We start from the raw sequence: 24,051 nt of genomic DNA on the forward strand, positions 1-24,051 counted from the left end.
GGACCACCACGTTTGGAGGGGATTCCATGCAGGTTCCCAAAGCAGTCGTATTGCTCGCCCTGGCCATGATCCTGGTCTGGGGCACCGGCGCCCAGGATCAGGCGGTGCGCGTCGGCGTCGTCGACATCGACCAGGCCATCAGCTCGACCAAGGAAGGCAAGGCCGCCCGCGAGGAGTTTGCGCGCAAGCAGCGCGAGGCCGAGTCCAAGATCCAACCGCTGATCGAGCGCTACCAGGGCCTCGAAGAGGACCTCAAGCAGAAGAAGTTCGTGCTGTCGGACGAGGCGCTCTTCCAGAAGCAGCTCGACCTGGCCGAGATGCGCAACGAGATCCAGAATCGGATGAAGGAGCTCGAGGGCCAGCTCCAGGTCGACCAGAAGCGCCTCGAGGGGCCGCTCACGAAGAAGCTGATCGAGGTGATCGAGGAAGCCGGCAAGGATTCGGGCTTCACCATGATCATGCGCCGTGGTTCGCCGGGCCTGCTCTACACGCGTGAAGCGCTCGACATCACCGACCTCATCATCGAGAAGTACAACCAGAAGAGCTGAGGGCCGGCGTGCCGAACATTCATCCCACGGCCGTGGTCGACCCGGGCGCGAAGCTGGCCGATGACGTCACGGTGGGTCCGCTCTCGACGATCGGTGGCGAGGTCGAGCTCGGACCTGGCGTCGAGATCGCGTCCCAGGTGTGCGTCACCGGTCGCACGAAGATCGGGGCTGGGACCTGCGTTCACCCGTTCGCCGTCCTCGGCCTGACGCCCCAGGTGCTCGGCTTCGACGGACGCACCGGCACCCTCGAGATCGGCGAGGAGAACGAGATCCGCGAGTACGTGTCCATCCACGTCGGCTTGCCCGACCACGGTGGGATCACTTCGCTCGGCGATCGCAACCTGATCCAGAACGGCTTCCACATCGCCCACGACTGCCGGATCGGGAACCACTGCGTGCTCGCCGGGATGAGCGGCTTCAGCGGCCACATCGTCGTGGAGGATTTCGCGGTGGTGGGAGCCATGTCCGGCGTCCACCAGTTCGTGCGCATCGGCGAGTCGGCATTCACCGCCGGGAACTCGATGGTCAGCAAGGACGTGCCGCCGTTCTCGAAGGTCGCTGGCGACCGCGCCCGCTTCGTCGGGGTCAACACCATCAACCTCGAGCGGCGCGGCTTCGACAAGGATCGCATCGCGACGATCAAGCACGCCTTCCACGTCCTCTTCCAGTCGAAGCTCCGCTTCGAAGAGGCTACCACCCGGGTCGAAGCGGAATGCGACGGCTCGGCCGACGTGGCCCACCTGCTGAAGTTCCTGCGCTCCGCCGAGCGCGGCTTCGTCCGCTAGCGAGATGTCCGCGGACGCCGTCCTCGGTTTGATCGCAGGCCAGGGAGTGTTCCCGCTCGAGGCGGCGCGGGGCGCTCAGCAGAGCGGCTTGCGCGTCGTCTGCGTCGCCCTGCGCGACCAGACCGACCCGCGCATCGAAGACGCCGCCGACGACGTCACCTGGATCTATCCCGGCGAGGTCGGCAAGGGGCTCGAGGCCTTCAAGGCGGCCGGCGTTCGCGAAGTCGTCATGGCCGGGAAGGTCACGAAGAGCGATCTCTTCCAGGACCCCGACGCGCTGCGCTTCGACGCCCAGGCGTCGGACCTGATGGGCCAACTGACCGACCGCAAGGACGACACCATCCTCGGAAAGCTGGCCGACTTCCTGAAGGTGCTCGGTCTCGAACTCCTGCCTCAGTACGCTCATGCGCCCGAGCTGCTGGTCGGGAAGGGCGTGCTCACGAAGACCGAACCCACGGAAGCGCAGTGGGACGACATCCGCTTCGGGTTCCCGATCGCGAAGACGATGGGGGAGCTCGACATCGGCCAGACGGTCGTCGTGCGCGACCGCGCCGTGATGGCGGTGGAAGCGATCGAAGGCACCGACGCGACCATCCGTCGCGCGGGCACCATCGCCGAGAAGACCTGCGTCGTGAAGGTGGCGAAGCCCTCCCAGGACCCGCGCTTCGACGTGCCCACGATCGGCCCCGCCACGGTGGCGACCCTCGCCGAGGCGGGCGTCGCGGTGCTGGCCTTCGAGGCCGGCTCCACGGTCGTGCTCGAGCGCGATGTCGTGGCCCGCGACGCCGACGCCCAGGGCATCGCGATCGTCGCGGTCGACGGCGCGGAGTTCGCGTGAGCGCCCTGCGCCTCGCCGTGATCGGCGCGGGCGTGATGGGTGGCCATCATGCGCGGAAGGTCTCCGAGCGGGCGCGCAGCCACGGCGATGTGTCGCTGCTCGGGGTCGCCGACCAGGACCCGGAGCGGGCCCGCGCCATTGGTGGCGAGCTCGGCGTGCAGGGAGTCACCGACCCCGCCTCGCTCTTCCGCGAGGCCGATGCCGCGATCGTCGCGGTGTCCGCGGTCGCCCACTACGAGGTCGCGCGACACGCGATCGATGCCGGTCTCGACGTACTCGTCGAGAAGCCGATCGCGGCCACCCTCGAGCAGGCCGACGCGCTGGTCGCGTTGGCCGACGAGCGGGATCGCGTGCTCCAGGTGGGTCACCAGGAATGGTTCAACGCCGCGATGCGCGTCGTGCGCGAGCAGATCGATCGACCGCGCTTCGGCGAGATCCACCGCCTCGGCCCGTTTCCCGAGCGGGGGACCGATGTCGACGTCGTGCGCGATCTGATGATCCACGACATCGAGATCCTGCAGCAGCTTCTCGGCGCCGAGCCCGAGGGAGTCGACGCGGTGGGCGTTCCCGTGATCACCGAGCAGATCGACATCGCCAACGCCCGCCTCACCTTCCCGGGGCACTGCGTCGCGAACCTCACCGCCAGCCGCGTCTCGGCGACGCCGCTGCGGAAGTTCCGCCTGTTCCAGCGCGAGGCCTACTTCTCGATCGACTTCCTCGAGCAGAAGGCGATGCTGTTTCGGCGTCTGCCCGACGGGGAGGGCGGCAAGCGGATCGACATGCAGGAGCTGAAGACCGATCCCGAGGATGCGCTCGCGACCCAGCTCGACGTCTTCGTGCGCGGATTGCGCGAGGGACGCGGGGAGAACCTCGGCGGCGTCAGCGGCGCCCAGGCGGCAGGCGCGCTCCGCACCGCGCTGCGGGTGATCGACGCCATGCCGGATACCGACGCACTGGAATGAGCACGGTCCTGATGTCGGTCGGCGATGCGTCGGGAGACGTCTACGCCAGCGACTTCGTCCGAGAGCTGCGGCGCTTGGCGCCCGAAACGCGCTTCGTCGGGCTGGGCGGCGTCGAAATGGAGAAGGCCGGTGTCGAGCTGGTCGTCCACCAGCGCGACGTCGCGGTGAGCGGGCTCTTCGAGCTCTTGCCCGACCTGCACCGCATCGTGTCAGCCTGGCGCAAGATGAACGCGGCGCTGCGCGAGACCTCGCCCGACCTCGTCGTCCTGGTCGATTCCTCGGGCTTCAACATCCCCTTTGCGCGACGCGCTCGGCGTCGCGGTTGCCCGACGCTCTACTACGTCTCTCCCCAGGTCTGGGCCTGGCGCACCGGGCGCATCCGGAAGCTCGCGCGGTGGGTGAACCAGCTCGCGGTGATCTTCCCGTTCGAACTCGACGTCTACGCCGGTACTGCCGTTCCCGTCGAATATGTGGGGCATCCGCTGGTCGAGCGTCTGCGCGACGTCAGCGCGTCCCTCGATCGCGCGGCGGCGCGGCAGCGACTCGGGCTTCCCGAAGACGCGCGCGTGGTCGCGCTCCTCCCGGGCAGCCGCGGCAGCGAGATGCGACGCCTGCTTCCCCTGCACCTCGAGATCGCGCGGGTGCTCCATGCGCGGGACCCCCGCATCCGCTTCGTGATGCCGCGCGCGGCATCGATCGATGAGGCCACGCTGACCGAGGGCATCGCCGAAGCGCAGCTGCCCCAGCTGCTCGAGCTGCAGATCGTCGACGGCGATTCGCACGCCGTGTTTCGCGCCGCCGACGTAGCGCTCTTGAAACCGGGCACGTCGACCCTCGAGGCGACCCTGCTCGATTGCCCGATCGTCGTGGCCGCGCGCACGAATCCGCTGACGGCCTGGTTGGCGCGACGCCTGGTGCAGGTGGACACATTGACCATGCCGAACCTGATCGCCCGCGAGGCGATCGTCCCCGAGTTTCTCCAGGAAGAGGCCGAGCCGGCGGTCGTCGCCGACGCGGTGCTGGCGCTGCTCGAACCCGAGGCCGGCGAAGCCCAGCGTTCGCGGCTCGCCGTCGTGCGAGAAACCCTGGCCCAGGGAGGTGCCGCGGGTCGCGCCGCAGAGCTCGCCCGAGAGATGCTCGGTGGGCGTCTTCCGGCATAGCGCGGCGGCGCTCACCGCTCTGCTGGGTGCTCCCATCGCGGCCGCCGCGATGGTCGCTCGGCCCGCCTGGCGTACCGGCTGGCGCGAGCGGGCCGGTGCGGGGGCGGCGACTGCCGAGGGCCTCTGGGTCCATGCGGCCAGCATCGGGGAGGTACGCGCCGCCGCGGGCCTGGTCGCGACGCTCGCCGGGCGCGGACACGGACTGACCCTCTCGACCACGAGTCTCACCGGACGCGCGCTCGGCCGCGAGATGCACCCCGACTGGCCCGTCCGACTCGCGCCGATCGACCATCCCTGGGCCGTGGACGCGGCGCTGCGGCAGGCAAGACCGAGCGCGCTCGTGCTCGTCGAGACCGAGCTGTGGCCCGGCTGGATCGCGGCATGCGAACGCGCCGGCATCCCGGTCGTCCTCGTTTCCGGGCGTATCTCGGATCGATCGTTCCCGCGCTACCAGAAGCTCGGCGCGTTCCTCGCGCGGACGCTCGCGCGCATCGCGGCCATCGGCGCTCGCAGTGCGGAAGATCGCGATCGCTTCATCGCGCTCGGCGCGTCCGAGGAGCGGGTGAGCGTCACGGGCGACCTGAAGCTGGACCCTCCGGACACGCCGGCGGCGCTGCGTCCCGATCTCGACCACTGGCTCGGAAAGACGCCTCTGGTCGTCGGCGGGAGCACCCATCCCGGAGAAGAGACGGCGCTCCTGGAGGCCCGGCGGCGCTGGGAGCGCGCGGGTCACGAGTCGGCCCTGCTGCTCGCCCCGCGCTACCCCGACCGCGTGCCCGAGGTGACGTCCCTGGTTCGCGAGGCCGGTGGCATCCCGCGCCTACGCAGCGAGGCCGGTGCGCCCCTCGCCGTCGGAGAGGTCGGCATCCTCGACACGCTCGGAGAACTCGCGGGCGTCTATGCGCGCGCGCATCTCGCCTTCGTCGGCGGAACCCTGGCGCCGGTCGGCGGGCACAACGTGCTCGAGCCCGCGATGGCAGGCGTGCCGGTCGTCTACGGGCCCCACGTCGAGAACACGCTCCAGGCAGCGCAGCTCCTGGAAGCGGGAGGCGCCGCCGAGCGCGTGGCCACGCCGGAAGCGCTGGCGACGGCCGTGGAGCGCGCGCTCGCGGAGCCCGAAGAGGCGGCCGCCCGGGGCGCAGCGGCGCGACGCATGCTCGCCGAGCACCGGGGGAGCGGGGCGCGCGCGGCCGATCTCGTCGAAGCCTGCCTCGATGCCGGGTCACGCAGGTGAGGTTTCGCTGGCTCGAGTCGCGCGAGGAGTCCTTCGCACAGCGCTGTTGGTTGGCGCCGCTCGGGTTGCTCAGCCTCGGCTACGGCGTCGGGGCCGCCTGGAATCGTCGACTGCACGAGGCGGGTTGGCTCTCGCGGCGGCAGCTGGCCGCGCAGGTCGTCAGCGTCGGCAACCTGGTCGTGGGTGGAACCGCGAAGACGCCCCTGGCAGCGTGGCTCGCGGCGGGTCTGCGACGGCGCGGCCGCCGGGTGGTGTTGGCGAGTCGAGGCTACGGACGTCGCGGCGGGGAAGCCGTGGAGGTGGTTTCGGACGGTCGCTTCGTCCGCGGGACCGCCGAACGCGTCGGCGACGAGCCGATGCTCCTCGCCGCGAAGGCGCCGGGCGTACCCGTCCTGGTCGGTCGCGACCGCGGCCTCGTCGGGCTACGCGCGCTCTCGGCCTTCGATGCCGAAGTGATCGTGCTCGACGACGGCTTTCAGCATCACCGCCTCGCGCGCGACGTCGACATCGTCTCCTTCGACGGCGGGCTCGGGTTCGGCAACGGTCGGGTGCTGCCCCGAGGCCCGCTCCGCGAGCCCGCCGGCGCCCTGCGTCGCGCGGACGCGATCGGAGTCGTCGACGGTCCGCTTCCCGAAGCCGACGAGCAGCGGCTCGCGCGCTTCGCCCCCGACGCGTTTCGCTTCGCGACCCGACGCGCCCCCGATGCGCTGCGCCAGCTCGACGGGACGGCGCTCGACGCACCGGCCAGCCTGGCCGACGCCGAGGTGGGCATGCTCGTCGGTGTGGCCCAGCCCCGGGGCGTGCGGCGCACCCTCGAGTCGCTGGGCGCGAAGGTGGTGGCCGAGCGGGTCTTCCCCGACCACCACGCGTTTCGTCGCGAGGACCTTGCCGGCCTCGAGGCGGAGGCGCCGCGCTGGATCACGACGGAGAAGGACGCGGTGAAGCTGCGTCCGGACTGGGCGACGCAGCTGGATCTCGCGGTGCTGTCGATCGAGCTCGAAGTGGACGCGCCGGGGGCGTTCCTCGACTGGCTCGAAGCGCGGTTGCGCTAACCCGCTACGCGGCGGAGGCGCCTCGATACGCCCATGCGTGTCGGGCCATCCGCCGCTGTTCGCGGGGCAGGCAGCGCCAGAGGGCGCCGCGCAGGCCCCGATCGCCGCCGCAGTAGGCGCTGAAGCCGGCGGCGAGTCCGCGCACGCCGATCTGTTCGGCGACGCCGCGCTTGTGCAGCGAGCGCACCAGGCGCATCAGCTCTTGCATGCGACGCGGGGGCGTCGGCGGGGCGTCGGCGCGTGCACCGTCGAGATCGATCACCCACACCTCGGGCTCGGTGCCGCGCAGCAGCAGATTCTTGATGTGGAGGTCGGGGTGCTGACCGCCCGCGTCGTGGAAACGACGAATCGCCGCGCCCACCGCGCGGGCGCCGGCGACTCGCGCCGGCCGGGATGGCGCGCGCGCGAGCCAGGCGAGCCCGTCCGCGGCGTCTTCCACGTGCTCCGTCGCGTAGATCGCTTCCCAGAGCGGCCCGAAGCGGCGATGGGCCACGACGCTCACGGCGCGCGGCACCGGTGCACCCGCGGCGCGCAGGGTCTCGGTGACCCGCAGCTCGGACAGCGGGCGTTCGAAGCCGAGGATGCAGCCGGCCCAGAGCGGCCCCAGCAGTCCGCCGTGGCGCACCGGGCGCAGGTGGAGGCGCTCCGAGTGGCCCGGCAGCGCGAGGATGGCGGTGGCGCCGCGACCCTCGGAGCCCTCGCCTCCGGATCCAACGGACCCGAAGCAGCGCGCGACCGCGTCGGGCGCGGGCCATCCCTGCTCGCGGAGCGCGGCGGCGAAGCGCGCGTCCACCTGCCAGATCTGATCCGGCTCCTGGCTGCGCTCGAAGCCCGGGCGACCTTCCACGGCGGACGCCACTAGCCGAGGCGCCGCGTGCGCCAGAGCAGCACGCCTCCCAGCAGGGCGAAGAGCAGGTTCGGCACCCAGGCGACACCGTGGGGAGACAGTCCCTGCTCGGTGGCGAGGAGCTCCGCGAACTGATGCAGGGCGTAGTAGCCGAAGGCGAGGATCGCCCCCACGATCACGCCGTAGGCGCGTGCGCCGCGTTTGCGCCCCATGGCCAGCGGCACGCCGACCCAGGCAAAGAGCGCCGGCGCTGCCGGCATCGCGTAGCGCTGGGCGAGGTTCGTGGCGTAGTGCTGCGGCTCTTCGCGCAGCGGTCCCGGGTCTTCGCCGGCGTCGATCTTGGCGATCAGCGCGCGCAGATCGTCGACGCTCATCTCGCGCGGTCGCGGCGTAGGGGACGGCCCCAATGCCGCCGCCATGTCGATCCGATACTCGAGTTTCTCGAAGCGCACCTGCTGGTAGCGATCCTCGGCGCCCTGGCGCAGGTCGACGTGCACGTCTCCACGTTCCAGGAGCAGGGAGAGCTCGCCGGCCTCGTCGTCGAGCTTCATCTCGCCGGCTTCCGCGAATACGACGAAGGGCCGCTCGGGATCGGTGCGGTCCGAGATCACGATGCCGCGCAGCCGTCCCGCCGACTCGCGTTCGTCGACGTAGAGCGTGCGGTTGCCGACCGTGTTGAAACGGCCGGCCTCCACCGAGGCCCCCCGGACCAGCATGCGGCGCACGGCCGAAGACATCTCGCGACGAGCGGCGGGCTCGACGTTGACCGTCAGCTCGAACGTGAGGAGCGACAGGAGCACCCCCATCAACCCGATCGGGAGCATCAGGCCCCGCACACCCACGCCGCAGGCGCGCATCGCGGTGATCTCGACGTCGGCGGCCATGCGCCCGATCGCCAGCAGGACGCCCAGCAGGAACGAGACGGGCAGGGCGTAGATGGTGAGCATCGTGCCCAGCAGGCTCACCACGGTGAGCAGGTCGTCGAGCAGGAAGCCCGCGCCGATCAGCTCGTCGAGCACCCGCACCAGGCTGCGCGTGACCATGATGATCGTGATCGCCGCGAGGCCGAGCAGGGTGTACTGCACCACCTCGCGCGCCACGTAGAAGGAGAGGGTGCGCGGCCACCGCATCGCGAGAGCGTATCAGGCACGACGCACTCCGCCCTGGCTCCGGGCGCGTCTCAGCAGCTCCGAGCGCGATCCACTAAACTCCTCGACCGGTCTCCTGGCGGCGGTGTCCGCCGACTTGGTTCCCGGACGCCCGGGTTGCTGGCTGAGGGTGGTTTGCCCAGACTCGATCTCCGTCGCCTCGAACGCCTCGTCGACGACTTCCGCAACGTGCGCCTGTTGGTGCTCGGCGATCTGGTGCTCGACGAGTACATCTGGGGCGACGTCGACCGCATCAGCCCGGAAGCGCCCGTGCCCGTGGTCCACGTGAGCGACGAGACGACCATGCTGGGGGGCGCCGCGAACGCGGCCCGGAACGTGGTGGCGCTGGGCGGCGCGGTGGAGTGTTGCTCGATCATCGGCGACGACCCGGCAGGGCGTCGGGTCCTCGAGCTGGTGAAGGATCTCGGCATCGACCCGGACGGACTGGTGCAGGTGCCCGGCCGGCCCACGACCCGCAAGAGCCGGGTGATCGCCCAGACCCAGCAGATCGTGCGCTTCGACCGCGAGACCGCCGAGCCGCCCGACCCGTCGGTGGCCAGTGAGCTGCTCGCGCGGGTGGCGGAACGCGCCGATCGCGTCAACGGGGTGATCGTCGAGGACTATGGGAAAGGGGTGCTCTCGCGCCGTCTGGCGTCGGGCGCCATGAAGCGGTTTCGCGCCGCCGACGTGCCGGTGGTGGTCGACCCGAAGGCGGACCTCACGCCCTACAAGGGCGCGTCGATGCTCAAACCGAATCTGCGCGAGGCCGAGCTCCTGAGCGGTCTCGAGATCCGCGATCGCAGTGACCTGCCCCGCGCGGTCGCGAAGCTCCGCAAGCGCATCGGCGGCGGTGCGGTCGTGGTGACGCGCGGCCCGGACGGGATGTCGCTCTTCGAAGACGACGGCGACGGGGTCGACGTGCGGACCGCACCGCGCGAAGTCTTCGATGTCGGCGGCGCCGGCGACACGTCCATCGCCGCGCTGGCCCTGGCCTTGCGCGCCGGCGGCACCCTGGTGGAGGCTGCGATCCTCGCGAACGCGGCCTCCGGCATCGTGGTCGGCAAGGTCGGGACGGCCACCGCAAGCGCCGAAGAGCTGAAGGCGGCACTGCCGGCCTTCCTGGAAGCCGCCCGGGGTCGCGGATGATCCAGAGCATGACGGGCTTCGGGAACGCCCGGTACAGCGTCGATGCCTGGTCCTTCGAACTCGAGGTGCGCTCGGTCAACCACCGCCACCTCGATGTGCGCGTGCGCTTGCCGCGCATGCTCGGTTGGCTCGAGGCCGACGTCCGCGCGCGGGTCCAGCAGCGCTTCGATCGCGGCAAGTTCGACTTGACCGTCGCGGCTCCCGAGGGTGGCGCTCCGCTACCGAAGCTCGAACTCGATCTCGACGCGGCCCGCGAGTATCTGGCCGCGGCGAGGACCCTGTCCGAAAACGAAGGGATCGCCGCTGACCTCGATGCCGCGCGTCTGCTCTCGCTCCCGGGCGTTTCGCGCTTCGTCGAGCCCCAGATCGCGGGCGAGCTGCTCGGCGAACGCACCCTCACGGCCGTCGACGACGCCCTCGAGATGCTCGGGGAGATGCGTTCGAAGGAGGGCGCGGCGCTCGAGCGCGATCTGCGCGGGCGCCTCGAGACCGTGGAGCGCCTCGCCTCGGAGCTGGAGGAGCGCTCGGGCGAGGTGCAGGAGGCGGTGCGCGAGCGCCTGCGCAAGCGCGCCCGGCAGCTCGAGAACGACACCGGCCTGCTCGACGAGGCGCGTCTCCACCAGGAGATCGTGATCGCGGCCGACCGGATGGACATCAGCGAAGAGATCGTCCGGCTGCAGAGCCACGTCGCCCAGTTCCGCGATTTCCTGAGCGCCGGCGCGCCCGGCAAGCCCACCGGCCGTCGCCTCGAGTTCCTGCTCCAGGAGCTGGGTCGCGAATCGAACACGGTGGGCTCGAAGGGCAACGACGCCGCGATCGCCCATGTCGTCGTCGAGCTCAAGAATGAGCTCGAGCGGCTGCGCGAGCAGGTATTGAACGTTGAGTAGCCGCGCGCTCCTCAACATCGGCTACGGCAACCTCGTGATGTCGGCGCGCGTCGTGGCGATCGTCTCCTCTTCGACCGCCCCCATGAAGCGGCTGCGCGACGAAGCCTCGCGCCGCGGGAAGCTGATCGACTCGACCCAGGGCCGACGCACGCGCTCGATCATCGTGACCGACAGCGATCACGTGATCCTCTCGGCGATCAACCCCGAGACGATCGCGGCTCGGGTCGAGAGCGAAGAGGGGGTCGAGGCTTGAGCGCAGCCCGGGTCGGATTTCCGGTCGTCGTGGCCGCGCCGTCGGGTACCGGCAAGACCACCGTGTGCCGGCGCGTCGTCGAGCAGGACCCGGACATCGTCTTCTCGGTCTCCCACACGACCCGTCCGATCCGCAACGGCGAGCAGGACGGCCACGACTACCACTTCGTCGACGCGGACCGCTTCGTCACGATGGACGCCGAGGGGGCGTTCCTCGAGTGGGCCGAGTACAACGGCAATCGCTACGGCACGAGCTGGGCCTCGATCGACGCGCCCCTGGGTGAGGGCCACGACGTGCTGCTGGAGATCGAGGTCCAGGGGGCGAGCCAGGTTCGCGAGAAGCGAGAGGATGCGCGCTTCATCTTCCTCCTTCCGCCGAGCCTGGCCGAGTTGCGCAGGCGGCTCGAGGGCCGGGGCACGGATGCGCCCGAGGTGATCGCCTCGCGTCTCGAACTCGCACGCCGGGAGCTCGAAGACGGCCCCCGGTTCGACTACGCGGTCGTCAACGACGACCTCGGTGCCTGCGTCGACACCGTGCTGGAGATCCTGACGGCCGAGCGGGCCGGGCGTACTGCGGCGCTGCGGGCCGCCCACGCGCCCGAGCCGGCCGTACGCCGCCTCCTGGACGCCTGAGGCCGCCACCGCCGGCCGGCGGGAGGCCGCCGGGATAATCCGGTACTTTCCTTGGAACCACTCGATCTCCAAGGGGTTTTCCGGCGGTTGCTGCGCTTCAACGACATCGCGGACAGGATCCTCGAATACGATCCCTCGTGCGATCTGTCCCTGCTCCAACGGGCCTACGTGTTCTCCGCGAAGGTCCACGAGGGGCAGGAGCGCCTGTCGGGTGAGCCCTACCTGATCCACCCGATCGAGGTCGCGTCGATCCTCGTCGACCTGCGGATGGACGAGGTGACCGTCGCGGCGGGGCTCCTCCACGACACGATCGAGGACACGCTCACCACCCTCGACGAGTTGCGGCGACTGTTCGGCGATCGGGTGGCGTTCCTGGTCGAGGGCCTCACGAAGATCGCCCACGTCGAGTTCAAGTCGACGCGCGAGCGCCAGGCCGAGAGCTTCCGCAAGATGCTCGTCGCGATGTCGACGGACATCCGCATCCTGTTGATCAAGCTCGCCGATCGCCTCCACAACATGCGCACGCTCCACTATGTGTCCGAGGATCGCTCGCGGCGCATCGCCCAGGAGACCCGCGATATCTACGCGCCGCTCGCGCACCGGCTCGGCATCAACTGGATGAAGACCGAGCTCGAGGATCTGTCCTTCCGCACCCTCGAGCCCCAGGCCGCTGGCGATCTGGAGCGGCGCTTGCGCTCGAAGCGCGAGGCGCGCAGCCGCTACATCGAAGAGGTGATCGGCGCTCTGTCGGCGCGCTTGCGCGACGCCGCCCTCGACGTCGAAGTCACGGGTCGGCTCAAGGAGCTCGCCTCGATCCACGCGAAGATGGAGCGCGAGGCGGTCAGCCTCGACGACATCTACGACGTGATCGCCTTCCGCATCATCCTCGATGGCACGACGGCCGACGTCTACACGGCCCTCGGGATCGTCCACTCGGTGTGGCGCCCGGTGCCGGGACGCTTCAAGGACTACGTCGCCCTGCCGAAGGCGAACGGGTACCAGTCGCTCCACACCACCGTGATCGGCCCCTACGGCGAGCGGATGGAGATGCAGATTCGCACGCGCGAGATGCACCGCGACGCCGAGCTCGGGATCGCCGCGCACTGGAAGTACAAGTCCGGCCAGGTCTCGGCCGACTCGGACGACGGCAAGTTCGCCTGGCTGCGCCAGCTGATCGAGCGCCACCAGGATCTCTCGGATCCGAACGAGTTCATCGAGACCATCAAGGTCGACCTCTTCCCCGACGAGGTGTTCGTGTTCACGCCGCGGGGCGAGGTGATCGGTCTCCCCGTGGGCGCGACGCCCGTCGACTTCGCGTACGCCATCCACAGCGAGGTAGGCGACAGCTGTTCGGGAGCGAAGGTGAACGGGAAGCTCGTCTCCCTGCGCCATCAGCTCGTCGACGGCGACACGGTCGAGATCGTGACCCGCCCGAACCAGCGCCCCCGCAAGGACTGGCTCGAGTTCGTGATCACGGGGAAGGCGCGCACGCGGATCCGTCACGCGATCCGGGCCGAGGAGAAGCAGCGCAGCCGCGAGCTCGGAGGCGAAATCCTCGAGCGCGAGCTGCGCAAGTCCGGCCTCTCCCTGCCGAAGCTGCTCCAGCAGGACGGGCTCGACGACGTGGCCCGGCGCCACGGGCGGGGCACCGCCGACGACCTGATCGCGGCCGTGGGCTACGGCCGGATCGCCGCGAAGGAGATCGTTCGCGCGCTCGCGGGCGAAGAAGCGCCGGCGGTCACTCCGACGCCGAAGACGAAGCCGAAGCGCGCCCGTCGCAAGGACCCCACCCGGGGCCTCCAGGTGGGCGGCCAACCCGATGTGCTGGTGCGCTTCGGAGGCTGCTGCGCACCGCTGCCCGGCGACGAGGTGACCGGCTTCGTCACCCGCGGTCGCGGCGTCACCGTGCACCTGAACGACTGCCCGCGCATCTTCGAGCTCGACCCCGAGCGTCGCATCGACGTCGAGTGGGGCCCCGACGCCGACGTCCCGCGCAAGATCAAGATGCGCGTGCGTTCGCAGGACCAGCCGGGCCTCCTGGCGAACGTCACCAAGACGATCTCGGCCCAGGGCGTGAACATCGGCGCTGCGCGCGTCACCACGACCAACGACCAGCTCGCCGAGCAGACCTTCGACGTCTACGTGCCCGACGTGGCCACCCTGAACGAGGTGATGAAGGAGATCCGCAAGATCAAGGGCGTGCTCTCCGTCGAGCGTCTGCGCACATGAGGCCTCGCGCGCTCCGGTGAAGATCCTCCAGCTCACCAGTGACTGGAAGTGGACCGGCCCGGCCGCCCCGATGGTCCAGCTCGCCGCGGCCCAGCGCGACGCCGGCCACGAGGTCGCCCTCGTGTGCGCGCCCGCGCCGCCCGAGAGCGAGCCGTCGCTGCGCACGCGCGCGATCGAAGCGGGCTTCCCGCCGGCCGTCGAGCTGAGCCGCTCGCGCGGCGTCCGGCTCTGGCGCGACCGCGCCGATACGGCCGCGCTCCGCGATCTGATCGAGACCCGGGGCTTCGACGTCGTCCACACCTGGCACACGCGCGACCACGTGCTGGCTCTGCGCGCCGCGGCGCGCCGGCGGCGTCAAGGACGGACGCGGGTGGTGCGCGCCTACAAGATCGCCGAGCCGATTCCGCCCCTGCCCTGGAATCGCTGGCTCTTCGGGCCGGGTACCGATGGATTGCAGTGCGTGTCCCAGGCCTCTGCCGACGCCAACGCGCGCCTGCGCGGCGGGCGGCCCACCGCGGCGGTATACGGTGCCATCGACCTCGAGCGCTTTCGGCCGGCACCGGCGGACAAAGCCGTGCGCGAGTCGCTCGGGCTGTCTCCGGAAGACCGGGTGGTGGGAATCGTGGCGCGCGCCCAGCGCCACCGGCGCTTCGATCTGTTGCTCGAAGCCGCGGCGCGCCGCGCCGCCGAGGATCCGTCGTTTCGACTGGTCGTGGTCGGACGCGGCACCCACATCGAAGAGACGGCCCAGCGCCCGGCCGAGGCGCTGGGCATCGCCGATCGCGTGGTCTTCGCCGGCTACCGCACCGACGACTTCGTCGACGTGCTGCGCTGTTTCGACGTCTTCACCTTCCTGGTGCCGGGCTCCGACGGAGGTTGTCGCGCGCTCCTGGAAGCCCAGGCCTGCGGGCTCCCAGCGGTCACGTCGCGGCGCGGCGCCTTGCCCGAGCTGATCGCCGACGGCGAGACCGGGTTTCACATGGAGGAGGACGCGGCGGCGCTCGCCGACGCCTGGGGAACGCTCCTCGACGACGCCGCGCTGCGTCAGCGGTTCGGCGCGGCGGCTCGCGCGCGGGCCGAAGCCGAGTTCAGCCCGGCGCGTCTCGAAGCCCGCGTCGCCGGGCTCTACGCCGCCACGGGCGCGGGAAGCTAGCCCTCGGTCGTCGGATCGTCGGCCCCGTCGCTCGTCTGGAGCGAGAGCATGTCGCGGTAGATGCCGGGCTTCTTCGCGAGCTCGTCCGGGCTGCCCAACTGGGCGATTCGGCCACGCTCCAGGACGACGACCTTGTCGGCCTGGCGAATCGTGGACAGCCGGTGGGCGATCACGAGGGCGGTGCGACCGGGCATGAGCTGATCGATGGCGTCTTGCACCAACCGTTCGCTCTGCGAGTCGAGGGAGCTGGTGGCCTCGTCGAGCACCAGGATCGCCGGGTCACGCAGCAGGGCCCGCGCGATCGTGACGCGCTGGCGCTGTCCGCCCGAGAGCCGCGCGCCGCCGGCCCCGACCATGGTCTCGTAGCCGTCGAGCAGCTCGCCGACGAACTCGTCGACGTGGGCGGTGCGCGCCGCGGCGAGGATCTCTTCTTCGGTCGCGTCGAGTCGTCCGTAGCGGATGTTCTCGCGGATCGATCCGTCGAACAGGAAGGGCTCCTGCGTGACCACCGCCATCTGGTCGAGCAGGGTGTCGCGGCGCACGCGTCGCAGGTCGACCCCGTCGATTTCGATGTGTCCCCCGGTCGGGTCGTAGAAGCGCAGCAACAGGTCGACCAGGGTGGTCTTGCCGGCGCCGGTGGGACCGACGATCGCGATCATCTCGCCGGCCCGGATCTCGAAGTCGATGTCCGCGAGGACGGGCTCGCGGCCGTACGAGAAATCGACGCCGGCGTAGCGGATGCCGTCGCTGAGGCGCGGGATCGGAACCGCGTCCTGGGCATCGACCACCTCGAGCGGGCTGTCCAGCACTTCGAAGTAGCGTTCCGCCGAGGGCTGGGCGTCGGCGACGCGCACCCAGCCTCGCGCCAGCGTGCGCACGGGGCGGTAGAGCGTGACCGAGATGGCCGAGAAGGCCGCCAGGTCGCCCATCGTGAGGTTCCAATAGCCGCCCACCACCAGGAAGAGCCCGATCAAGAGCACGCCGATCGCGGCGAGGTTGTTGAGGCCGTCGATCAGCGAGCGCGCCAGCACCCGGTTCTTCACGACCTTCATCCCGCGTCGGAAGAGCCCGTGGGTGCTGTGTCCGAACCCGTGCATCTCGTGGTCTTCGGCGCGAAACGCCTTGATCACCTTGATGCCCTCGAGGATCTCGACGAGACGGCTCGTCACGTCGGCGGCCTGGACCTGTCGGCTCTTCGCGCTCTTGCGGATGCGACGCCCGAACAGCGAGATCACCGCGAAGATGCCCGGCCCGACGAGCAGCATGACCAGCGAGAGCTGCCACGAGACGAAGAGCAGCCCCGCCGCGCCGACGATCAACATCACCACCGCTTCGACGAGATCGCCGAAGACCAGTCCGAGGGCGCCCTGGGCGACCGCCGAATCGCCGATCATGCGCGCGAAGAGATCGCCGCGGTTGCTCTCCTGGTGGAAGCGCAGGGGCAGTGCGAGCAGGTGGCCGCAGATCTCCTTCTTCATGTCGACGTCGATCCGTCCGAGCACCCACGCCACCAGGTACTCGCGACCGAAGTGGACGATCGGCATGGCGAGGATGATCGCGAGGGCGGCCGCGATGATCTGGCTGATGCTCCCGCTGATGCGTTCGAGGGTCGCCTGGGCCTCCTCGGCGTCGGCCGGCTCGTTGGGCGGCGGCGCGCCCGCGCCGGGGACGTAGTCGTCGAGGTCGAAGGGCAGGAAGCTGCCCGCTCCCTGCACACCCTGACTCGGCGTGATCACGTCGTCGAAGATCGGCTTGATCAGATAGGCGCGGCCGTACTGCCCCACGCTGAGGAGCCAGGCCAGGCCCATCGCCAGCAGGATCAGCCCGAGGTAGGGGCGCGCATAGCGCAGCAGGCGGGTGAGCGACTGGCGCGAGATCGCGCTCTCGCGCGCGTCTGCTGCGGGCTGGGCAGGGTCGGACAACGGAGGTCCCCTCCAGGGGCGTCGGTCACGGGGGCGCTTGGCGGACGCCGAAGGTAGCGATCCGGGCGCGATTCCCGCTCAGGCCAGATCGTCGGCGATCGCGTCGCCCGCGCGCCAGCCGAGCCAGAGGTCGCCATCGCTCCCCAGCGATGCCACCGAGGCGCGGTCGAGGTGGAACACCAGCGGGCGTGACGAGAGACGCAGCTGGGGCGAGCGCGGCCAGCTTCCCTGGGTCGGCTCGGCGAGCAAGGTGTCGTCGTCCCACTGCAGGGGAGTGCGCGGGACGCGTTGCAGTGCCTCTTCCGAGAAGGGCAGGAGGTCGCGCAGGGCGGAACTCACGCGCTGCTCCGCCCTGGCTTCGGCCTCGGCGTCTTCGGCGGACGCGACCACGCTCGCGACGAGGTCGAAGGCCTGGTCGCTCCGCCGGGGCCGGAACACCCGGAGCGCGACGGGGGCTCCTCCGTCGTCACCGCGCCAGATGACGCGGTCGGCCATGCACTCGGGCAGCTGGCCCGCCGGGCCCTGGAAATGGAAGCCGTAGCGCTGCCAGCGAATCGGCGGGGCCGCGAAGAGCTCGGCGGTCTCCGCCTCGGCGACCGAAGCGAGCGCCGCCATCGGCGCGTTGAGGACGAGGGCCCGCCCGCTCCAGATCTCTCGCGCGCCCTCGACCGAGAGCCCCGGCTGCTGCTGGACGGCAACGAGCTGGAAGGGCGTTTCGATGCTGCGGAACTCGCCGTACACCGACTGGATGCGGCGTCGCAGCAGTGCGCGCAGCTGTCCTTCGCCCCCCTCGATCGAGACGCCGCCCCGCAATAGACCCCCGAGCAGGCGTGCGCGCGACTCGGACGGGAGCGGAACTTCACCGGCGTTCGAAAGCGCGGACAGGGGCGCTTCGAGCAGCGCGCGCAGTCCGCCGGGTGCACGGTCCAGCCCCGAAGGCCAGCCGCGGTGCGCGCCGTTGCGCTTCGGCGACAGGGCTTCGCGGGCGCGTTGGGTCGCGCGCGTGGCGAGCGAGGTCTCCATGAGGATCTGCAGCTCGCGGTCGGCCGCCGCATCGAGGGCTTCTACGAAGTCGCGCGCGTCGTCGCGCGGAGCCAGCCCCCAGCTCGACCATTCCTCGGCGGTATGGGTTCCCGCGCCGAGATCGACGCGCGCTTCGCGATCACAGACCTGGACCGCGACCTCTTCCGCGACGAAGCGGCGCTGGTCGATCAGCGGAACGCCGAGCTCGCGCAGGCAGGATCCGAGCAGGCCGTTCGGCTCGGCACCGACGAGGAGAAAGGGTTCCCGCAGCAGGTCGTTCGTGTTGCCGTCGGGTGTCTCTTCGAGTACGAGCACGCGGAGCCCGCGCTGACCGAGACGCGCCGCGGCCACCAGCCCGGGGAGGGCGGTGCCGAGGACCACGACGTCCCAGCGGCGGACGCGAAAGACGTCCGCACTCGAGATCGCGGGGAGCGGGGCCATCAGTCGCCGGGCAGGGCGCCGTAGCGCAGCGGCTCGCCGTCGGGCTCTCGCGCTTCGATCGTTCCGATGCGGTACGCGCGCTCGCCGAGGGCGCGGACGCGATCGAGGATGTCCTCGGACTCGGCGTCGGGGACGATCACCACCATCCCGATGCCGCAGTTGAAGACGCGCAGCATCTCGTCGGGATCGACTTCGCCCTGGCGCTGCAGCCAGCCGAAGATCTCGGGGCGCGGCCAACTGTCCGGATCGATCAGGGCGCAGACGCCCTTCGGCAGCACCCTGGGAATGTTGCCGGGGAAGCCGCCGCCGGTGATGTGGGCCATCCCCTTGACCGTGAAGTCGCGGACCAGGTTGAGGACCGTCTTCACGTAGATGCGGGTGGGCGAGAGCAGGGCGCTCGCGAGGCTCGTGTTGAGCTCGGCGTTCTCGGCGCGCAGGTCGACCTTCCCGGCCTTCACCCCCTGGTCGACGATGCGGCGCACGAGGCTGTAGCCGTTGCTGTGACACCCGCCCGAGGCCAGCCCGAGGATGGTGTCGCCCTGGCTGATGCCCGAACCGTCGATCACGCGATCGCGTTCGACGACACCCACGCCGAAGCCGACGAGCTCGATGTCGGCATCGTCGTACACGCCGGGCATGGTGGCGGTCTCGCCGCCCAGCAGTGCGCAACCCGCGCGGCGGCAGCCCTCGGCGATGCCGCGGAGCGCCTGCTTCGCGCGGTCGGTGTCGAGGCGCGACATCGCGACGTAGTCGAGGAAGACGAGCGGCTCGGCGCCCTGGACGATCAGGTCGTTCACGACCATCGCGACGCAGTCGATGCCGACCGTGTCGTAGCGGCCGAGCTCAGCGGCGAGCTTCAGCTTGGTGCCGACACCGTCGGCGCCCGCGACGAAGATCGGGTTCTGGTAGCGCTCGGGAGCCTTGAACAGCCCGGCGAAGCCGCCGACGGACGAAAGGACCTCGGGCCGCAGCGTGGAGCGCGTGATGTCCCGGATCTCGTCGACGAATCCCTCGTCGTGGTCGAGATCGACGCCCGACGCGGCGTAGGCCGGTGCGCTCCCCTGGGGTTCGTCGGGCGATCCACTCACCCGGCGATGGATAGGGGAGGCAGAGTCCGAGCGCAATCAGCGGGTTCGCGATCTCTCCCGACGGCCCGGGAGCCGGCCGCGCCCAGCGGCATGGAGGCCTGCTGCTATGATTCGCCGGTGAAGCTCTCGGTGGTGATTCCAGCGCTCGATGAGGCGGAACGCATCGAGGCCACCATCCTCGGAGCCCTCGACTCGCCGGCGCCCACGGCTCCGTCGACCGGCTCCGCGATCGAGGTCCTCGTCGTCGACGGTGGGAGTCAGGATCAGACGCGGCACCTCGCCGAAGCCGCGGGGGCCCGCGTGCTCGAGAGTGCGCCGGGACGGGCCCGTCAACTCGCAGCTGGCGCGGAGGCCAGCGGGGGAGAAGCCATCCTCTTTCTCCATGCGGATACGCGACTGCCCCGTGGCTGGTCCGCCGCGGTGCGGCGGGCGCTGGGCGATCCGGCCGTGGCGGGTGGCGCCTTCCACCTGGAGTTCGACGAGCGTTCGCCGACCATGCGCTGGATCGAGGGCTTCGTCCGCGTGCGCATCGCGCTGTGGGGGCTCCCCTATGGGGACCAGGCGATCTTCCTGCGGCGCCGGGTGCTCGACGCGATCGGCGGGGTGCCCCAGGTGCCGCTGATGGAAGATCTCGATCTGGTTTCGCGGCTGAAGGAGCACGGTCGGCTGGTGATGCTGCGCGAGCGGGTCACGACCTCGGCGCGTCGCTACCGCGAGCAGGGCGTGGTCCGCACCCTGATCCGACATTGGGTGGCGCTGTCGGCCTGGCGCCTCGACATCGATCGCGCGCGGCTGGCTGATTGGATGGGCCGATGAGCGCGAGCACGGTCGCTCCCGAGGCCGCTCAGGCCTCCGAGGGCGGAGCCCGCTCGGCACTGCGGCGGCTGGCCGGCTACGTCGGCCGGAACCGCGGCCACTACGCCCTGTGGAGCGTCGTCACGCTCGGCTACGTCGCCGGTTTCGTCGCCGTCCCGATGCTGGTCGGCTGGTGCGTCGGCGCCGTCGTCGAGGGGCTCCCGGTCGAGGAAGTCGTGAGTCGCGTCGGCTGGCTCGCGGGCGTGACCTCGCTGCGCGCGATCCTGCGCTTCTACTCCCGGACCCTGGTCTTCGACGCCGCGCGCGAGATCGAATACGAGCTGCGCGACGACATCTTTGCCCACCTGCAGCGCCTGCCCCAGAGCTTCTACTTCCGCTGGCGCACGGGCGACATCATGAGTCGCTGCGTCAACGACATCAACAACGTGCGCCTGTTCATGGGCGTCGGCCTGTTGAACCTGCTGCAGACGCCGATTCTCTACATCGCGGTGATCGGGGCGATGCTCACGATCAACCCGACCCTCGCGCTCCTGGTATTGGCGCCCTATCCGCTCTTCATCCTGGTGGCGCGTTGGCTCGGGCGTTCGATCCACCATTGGAGTCTGCTGACCCAGGAAGGGCTGGCCGACGCATCGAACCAGCTTCAGGAGACCATCTCGGGCATCGCCGTCGTGAAGGCCTACGCGATGGAGAAGCTCACGGCCCGTCGTTTCGAGGACACGAACCAGGAGCTCTACCGCCGCAACCTGCGACTCGTGCGCACGAACGCGGCCATGCCCGCGATCACCGGCATGCTGCCGGCGCTGGCGATGGGGCTGATCCTGTTGGTCGGCGGTCGCGACATCATGGCCGGGCGCATGGCGGTGCAGGACTTCTTCACCTTCGCCATGTACATCTACGAGCTCACCTTCCCGACCTTCATCATGGGGTGGGTGGTGGCGCTGGTGCAGCGCGGCGCGGCGTCGATGCAGCGCATCGACGAGCTGCTCTCCGAAGTCCCGGACATCGCCGATCACCCGGATGCCGAGCCCGTCGAGCGCCTGCGCGGCGACGTCACCTTCCGCGACCTCTCCTTTGCCTACCCGGGCGACGGCGTGCGCGAACCCGCGCTGCGCGACATCGACCTCCACGTGCCCGCCGGCAGCACCCTCGGCGTCGTCGGGACCGTCGGCGCCGGGAAGAGCACGCTGGCGTCGCTGGTCCCGCGCCTGTTCGAGGTGGAAACCGGAGAGCTCCTGATCGACGGCGTCGACATCCAGCGGATCCCGCTCCACACCCTGCGGCGTCACATCGCGATGGTTCCCCAGGAGTCCTTTCTGTTCTCGACGACCCTGGCCGAGAACATCGCGTTCGGGGAGCCCGACGCGACCCGGGAACAGATCGAGGAGGCCGCCAGGCGCGCACAGCTGGCGAAGGACGTCGCCGATCTGCCCCGCGGCTACGACACGATCGTGGGCGAGCGGGGCGTGATGCTGTCGGGCGGCCAGCGCCAGCGCACCGCCCTGGCGCGCGCGCTGCTGCTCGACCCGGCCATCCTCATCCTCGACGACACGCTCTCGGCCGTCGACGCCCAGACCGAGGCGGCGATCCAGGCCGAGCTCGATCGCGTCTTCGAGGGCCGAACGGTGATCGTCGTGTCGTCGCGCGTCAGCGCGGTGCGCAACGCCGAACAGATCGTGGTGCTCGACGAAGGGCGCATTCTCGAGCGCGGGACCCACGCCGAGCTGTTGTCGCGCGGCGGCTTGTACTCCCGTCTGGCGGCGGAACAAGACGATGAAGCTCCGGCCGACACGCCGGGGTTCGCGGAGCAGGCGTCGTGAGCGCACAGGCCCCGTCAACGCCGGAGCGGGCACCCGACGCCGGCCCCGACGACCGCCAGCGCGAAGCCCTCTTCGAAGAAGAGGCGCTCGGTCGCGCCTACGACACACGCCTGCTGCGCCGCCTGTGGGCCTACGTGGCGCCCTACTGGCGGCAGGTCGCGGTGACCGTGCTCTTCCTGTTCCCGCTGCTGCTCTTCGAATTGGCGCCGGCGTGGATCATCAAGACGGGCATCGACCAGGAGATCGTGCCGCGCGTCACGGGCGCGGCACCGCTCGAGGCGAAACCCGGTGCCTTCGATTCCCTTCCCGGCTGGCTCCAGGATGCCGCGGCAGCGGCCGGGAATGTCCTGAGTGCCCCCGAGGGCCTCTCGCCGCTCCTTTGGCTGGCCATCCTCTACTTCCTGGTGATGGCGTCGTCGGCGCTGCTGATGTTCTTCGATCAGCTGGTGATGTCGTGGACGGGCCAGTCGGCGATGCGCGACCTGCGGCGCGAGGTGTTCGCCCACATCCAGAAGCTCCACCTCGGCTTCTTCGACACGATGCCCGTGGGACGGCTCGTCACCCGCGCGACGAACGACGTCGAGAACGTCGCCGAGATGTTCTCCGCGGGTTTTGCCGCGCTGATCCGTGACGTCTTCAAGATGATCGGTCTGGCGACGGCGCTGTTCCTCGTCGATGCGCGGCTCGCGACCTTCACGTTCCTGATCGTGCCCGTCCTGGCCGTGGCGGCCTTCGTCTTCCGCTTGAAGGCGCGAAACGCCTTCCGGGCGGTGCGCGTCCGCATCGCGCGCATCAACGCCTACCTGCAAGAGAACGTCACCGGGATGAAGGTGGTCCAGCTCTTCACCCGCGAGAAGCGCAACTTCCGGGACTTCGACGCGATGAACGCGGACCACCGCGACTCCTGGCTTCAGTCGATCCGGTACGACTCGGCGCTCTTCGCCGTCGTCGAATTCGCTTCCTACATCACGATTGCCATCGTGATCTGGCAGGGCGCTGGCGTCGCCGCGGCCGGCACCTTCTACGTCTTCATCGACTGGATGCGCCGCTTCTTCATGCCGCTGCGCGACCTGTCGGCGAAGTACTCGGTGATGCAGTCGTCGATGGCGAGCTGCGAGCGGATCTTCCAGCTGCTCGATACCGAGCCCCGCGTGCTCGACCGCGACGAGGTGGCAGCGGCCCCACGGCTCCCCGAGGCTCAGCGCGGGCTCGTCGAGTTCGACGGCGTCTGGTTCGCCTACCAGGGCGAGGACTGGGTGCTGCGCGACGTGAGCTTCCGCGTCGAGCCGGGGCAGCGCGCCGCCTTCGTGGGTGCGACCGGCGCCGGGAAGACCACCCTGATCAACCTGCTCACCCGGCTCTACGACGTGAACCGGGGCGAGATTCGCATCGACGGCGTCGACCTGCGCGAGTGGTCGCAGGAGGATCTGCGGCAGCGGGTGGCGATGGTGCTGCAGGACGTCTTCCTGTTCAGCGGCACCGTCGAGGAGAACATCGCGCTCGGTCGTCCAGAGATCGACACGGTGACGGTTCGCCGGGCGGCATCGGCAGTGCAGGCCGATCGCTTCATCGAGCGCCTGCCCGAGGGCTACGCCACGGCCGTGCGCGAGCGCGGCACGAACTTCTCGGCGGGCCAGCGTCAGCTGCTCTCCTTCGCGCGGGCGCTGGCTCACGGGGCCGACGTGCTGGTGCTGGACGAGGCCACCAGCGCGATCGACACCGAGACCGAGGCCCTCGTCCAGGACGGCATCCACGTGCTGATGGAGCGGAAGACCGCGCTGGTCATCGCCCACCGCCTGTCGACGATCCAGGACGTCGACCGGATCTACGTCCTCGACAAGGGGCGGCTCGTCGAGTCGGGCCGCCACGACGAGCTGCTTGCCCTCGGGGGGTACTACGAGCGCCTCTACCGGCTCCAATACGCGCCTCAGGAGGGCCCTCCGGCCGCCGCAGCCGGAGCCTGATCCGCGTCTTCACCGACGGTGCTTGAGTCCCCGTCGGGGGGGTGTTACAAACTCGATACCTCCCCTCCGCCACCCATCTCCCCAAGATCGCCCGATCTCCACA

General features: G+C 70.3%; 21 protein-coding genes. 16 read left to right on the plus strand and 5 right to left on the minus strand.

Annotation, left to right across the window (positions count from 1 at the left end; genetic code table 11):
• Window positions 1–26 precede the first annotated feature (26 nt).
• Genes AAF430_01975 through lpxK form a run of 7 tightly spaced genes read left to right on the plus strand, consistent with a single transcriptional unit; the run spans window position 27 to window position 6,579 of the window.
• Complete coding sequence (locus AAF430_01975; GenBank protein ID MEM7408987.1) at window positions 27–548, plus strand: OmpH family outer membrane protein; 522 nt, start codon at window positions 27–29, stop codon at window positions 546–548.
• An 8-nt stretch (window positions 549–556) separates the two neighbouring features.
• Entirely contained in the window at window positions 557–1,333 is a 777-nt protein-coding gene (gene lpxA, locus AAF430_01980; protein ID MEM7408988.1) for an acyl-ACP--UDP-N-acetylglucosamine O-acyltransferase, read from the plus strand.
• Between the two features lie 4 nt (window positions 1,334–1,337).
• Entirely contained in the window at window positions 1,338–2,171 is an 834-nt protein-coding gene (gene lpxI, locus AAF430_01985; GenBank protein ID MEM7408989.1) for a UDP-2,3-diacylglucosamine diphosphatase LpxI, read from the plus strand.
• Complete coding sequence (locus AAF430_01990) at window positions 2,168–3,133, plus strand: Gfo/Idh/MocA family oxidoreductase (GenBank protein MEM7408990.1); 966 nt, start codon at window positions 2,168–2,170, stop codon at window positions 3,131–3,133. The genes lpxI and AAF430_01990 overlap by 4 nt, the downstream gene beginning before the upstream one ends.
• Entirely contained in the window at window positions 3,130–4,293 is a 1,164-nt protein-coding gene (lpxB, locus tag AAF430_01995) for a lipid-A-disaccharide synthase (protein ID MEM7408991.1), read from the plus strand. The genes AAF430_01990 and lpxB overlap by 4 nt, the downstream gene beginning before the upstream one ends.
• Entirely contained in the window at window positions 4,274–5,527 is a 1,254-nt protein-coding gene (locus AAF430_02000) for a glycosyltransferase N-terminal domain-containing protein (protein MEM7408992.1), read from the plus strand. The genes lpxB and AAF430_02000 overlap by 20 nt, the downstream gene beginning before the upstream one ends.
• A complete protein-coding gene (gene lpxK, locus AAF430_02005; protein MEM7408993.1) occupies window positions 5,524–6,579 on the plus strand; it encodes a tetraacyldisaccharide 4'-kinase in 1,056 nt (351 codons plus the stop codon). The genes AAF430_02000 and lpxK overlap by 4 nt, the downstream gene beginning before the upstream one ends.
• A gap of 4 nt (window positions 6,580–6,583) precedes the next feature.
• Here the strand turns inward: lpxK and AAF430_02010 are convergent, their stop codons facing one another.
• Both AAF430_02010 and AAF430_02015 read right to left on the minus strand, forming a co-directional pair.
• Window positions 6,584–7,438, minus strand: a complete 855-nt coding sequence (locus AAF430_02010; GenBank protein ID MEM7408994.1) for a lipopolysaccharide kinase InaA family protein — start codon at window positions 7,436–7,438, stop codon at window positions 6,584–6,586.
• Window positions 7,438–8,556 (minus strand): LptF/LptG family permease, encoded by a 1,119-nt coding sequence (locus AAF430_02015; protein ID MEM7408995.1) that lies wholly within the window; start codon window positions 8,554–8,556, stop codon window positions 7,438–7,440. Before AAF430_02015 ends, AAF430_02010 begins: the two co-directional genes overlap by 1 nt.
• A gap of 153 nt (window positions 8,557–8,709) precedes the next feature.
• Between AAF430_02015 and rfaE1 the strand changes: the two genes are divergently transcribed.
• The 6 genes from rfaE1 (at window position 8,710) to AAF430_02045 (ending at window position 14,874) form a co-directional block, all read left to right on the plus strand.
• Window positions 8,710–9,720 (plus strand): D-glycero-beta-D-manno-heptose-7-phosphate kinase, encoded by a 1,011-nt coding sequence (rfaE1, locus tag AAF430_02020; GenBank protein MEM7408996.1) that lies wholly within the window; start codon window positions 8,710–8,712, stop codon window positions 9,718–9,720.
• Between the two features lie 8 nt (window positions 9,721–9,728).
• Complete coding sequence (locus AAF430_02025; GenBank protein ID MEM7408997.1) at window positions 9,729–10,607, plus strand: YicC/YloC family endoribonuclease; 879 nt, start codon at window positions 9,729–9,731, stop codon at window positions 10,605–10,607.
• On the plus strand, window positions 10,600–10,860 hold the full coding sequence (locus tag AAF430_02030) for a DUF370 domain-containing protein (protein MEM7408998.1): 261 nt from the start codon (window positions 10,600–10,602) through the stop codon (window positions 10,858–10,860). The genes AAF430_02025 and AAF430_02030 overlap by 8 nt, the downstream gene beginning before the upstream one ends.
• A complete protein-coding gene (gene gmk, locus AAF430_02035) occupies window positions 10,857–11,492 on the plus strand; it encodes a guanylate kinase (protein ID MEM7408999.1) in 636 nt (211 codons plus the stop codon). The genes AAF430_02030 and gmk overlap by 4 nt, the downstream gene beginning before the upstream one ends.
• An 87-nt stretch (window positions 11,493–11,579) precedes the next feature.
• Window positions 11,580–13,721, plus strand: a complete 2,142-nt coding sequence (locus AAF430_02040) for a bifunctional (p)ppGpp synthetase/guanosine-3',5'-bis(diphosphate) 3'-pyrophosphohydrolase (GenBank protein MEM7409000.1) — start codon at window positions 11,580–11,582, stop codon at window positions 13,719–13,721.
• Between the two features lie 16 nt (window positions 13,722–13,737).
• On the plus strand, window positions 13,738–14,874 hold the full coding sequence (locus AAF430_02045) for a glycosyltransferase family 4 protein (GenBank protein ID MEM7409001.1): 1,137 nt from the start codon (window positions 13,738–13,740) through the stop codon (window positions 14,872–14,874).
• Here the strand turns inward: AAF430_02045 and AAF430_02050 are convergent.
• The 3 genes from AAF430_02050 to purM all read right to left on the minus strand — a co-directional run bounded on the left by AAF430_02050 (window position 14,871) and on the right by purM (window position 19,348).
• On the minus strand, window positions 14,871–16,796 hold the full coding sequence (locus tag AAF430_02050; GenBank protein MEM7409002.1) for an ABC transporter ATP-binding protein: 1,926 nt from the start codon (window positions 16,794–16,796) through the stop codon (window positions 14,871–14,873). The two genes, AAF430_02045 and AAF430_02050, sit on opposite strands and share 4 nt — an antisense overlap.
• 78 nt (window positions 16,797–16,874) lie before the next feature.
• Entirely contained in the window at window positions 16,875–18,260 is a 1,386-nt protein-coding gene (locus AAF430_02055) for a hypothetical protein (protein MEM7409003.1), read from the minus strand.
• Entirely contained in the window at window positions 18,260–19,348 is a 1,089-nt protein-coding gene (gene purM, locus AAF430_02060; GenBank protein MEM7409004.1) for a phosphoribosylformylglycinamidine cyclo-ligase, read from the minus strand. Before purM ends, AAF430_02055 begins: the two co-directional genes overlap by 1 nt.
• Before the next feature lie 117 nt (window positions 19,349–19,465).
• Between purM and AAF430_02065 the strand changes: the two genes are divergently transcribed.
• The 3 genes from AAF430_02065 to AAF430_02075 are packed head-to-tail and all read left to right on the plus strand — an operon-like array spanning window position 19,466 to window position 23,948.
• Window positions 19,466–20,164 carry a TIGR04283 family arsenosugar biosynthesis glycosyltransferase gene (locus tag AAF430_02065; GenBank protein MEM7409005.1) on the plus strand — a complete coding sequence of 233 codons (699 nt, stop codon included), beginning with the start codon at window positions 19,466–19,468 and terminating at the stop codon, window positions 20,162–20,164.
• Window positions 20,161–21,984, plus strand: coding sequence for an ABC transporter ATP-binding protein (locus AAF430_02070; GenBank protein ID MEM7409006.1), 1,824 nt, complete (start codon window positions 20,161–20,163; stop codon window positions 21,982–21,984). The genes AAF430_02065 and AAF430_02070 overlap by 4 nt, the downstream gene beginning before the upstream one ends.
• Complete coding sequence (locus AAF430_02075) at window positions 21,981–23,948, plus strand: ABC transporter ATP-binding protein (GenBank protein MEM7409007.1); 1,968 nt, start codon at window positions 21,981–21,983, stop codon at window positions 23,946–23,948. The genes AAF430_02070 and AAF430_02075 overlap by 4 nt, the downstream gene beginning before the upstream one ends.
• Window positions 23,949–24,051 lie beyond the last annotated feature (103 nt).

The organism is Myxococcota bacterium (genome assembly GCA_039030075.1).
Classification (GTDB): domain Bacteria; phylum Myxococcota_A; class UBA9160; order UBA9160; family SMWR01; genus JAHEJV01.

Excerpts from the sequence above, each read along its gene's own strand:
- AAF430_02070 (MEM7409006.1), top strand. The coding sequence starts at position 20,161 with ATGAGCGCGAGCACGGTCGCTCCCGAGGCCGCTCAGGCCTCCGAGGGC.
- lpxI (MEM7408989.1), top strand. The coding sequence starts at position 1,338 with ATGTCCGCGGACGCCGTCCTCGGTTTGATCGCAGGCCAGGGAGTGTTC.
- AAF430_02025 (MEM7408997.1), top strand. The coding sequence starts at position 9,729 with ATGACGGGCTTCGGGAACGCCCGGTACAGCGTCGATGCCTGGTCCTTC.
- lpxB (MEM7408991.1), top strand. The coding sequence starts at position 3,130 with ATGAGCACGGTCCTGATGTCGGTCGGCGATGCGTCGGGAGACGTCTAC.
- AAF430_02055 (MEM7409003.1), bottom strand. The coding sequence starts at position 18,260 with ATGGCCCCGCTCCCCGCGATCTCGAGTGCGGACGTCTTTCGCGTCCGC.
- AAF430_02015 (MEM7408995.1), bottom strand. The coding sequence starts at position 8,556 with ATGCGGTGGCCGCGCACCCTCTCCTTCTACGTGGCGCGCGAGGTGGTG.
- AAF430_01975 (MEM7408987.1), top strand. The coding sequence starts at position 27 with ATGCAGGTTCCCAAAGCAGTCGTATTGCTCGCCCTGGCCATGATCCTG.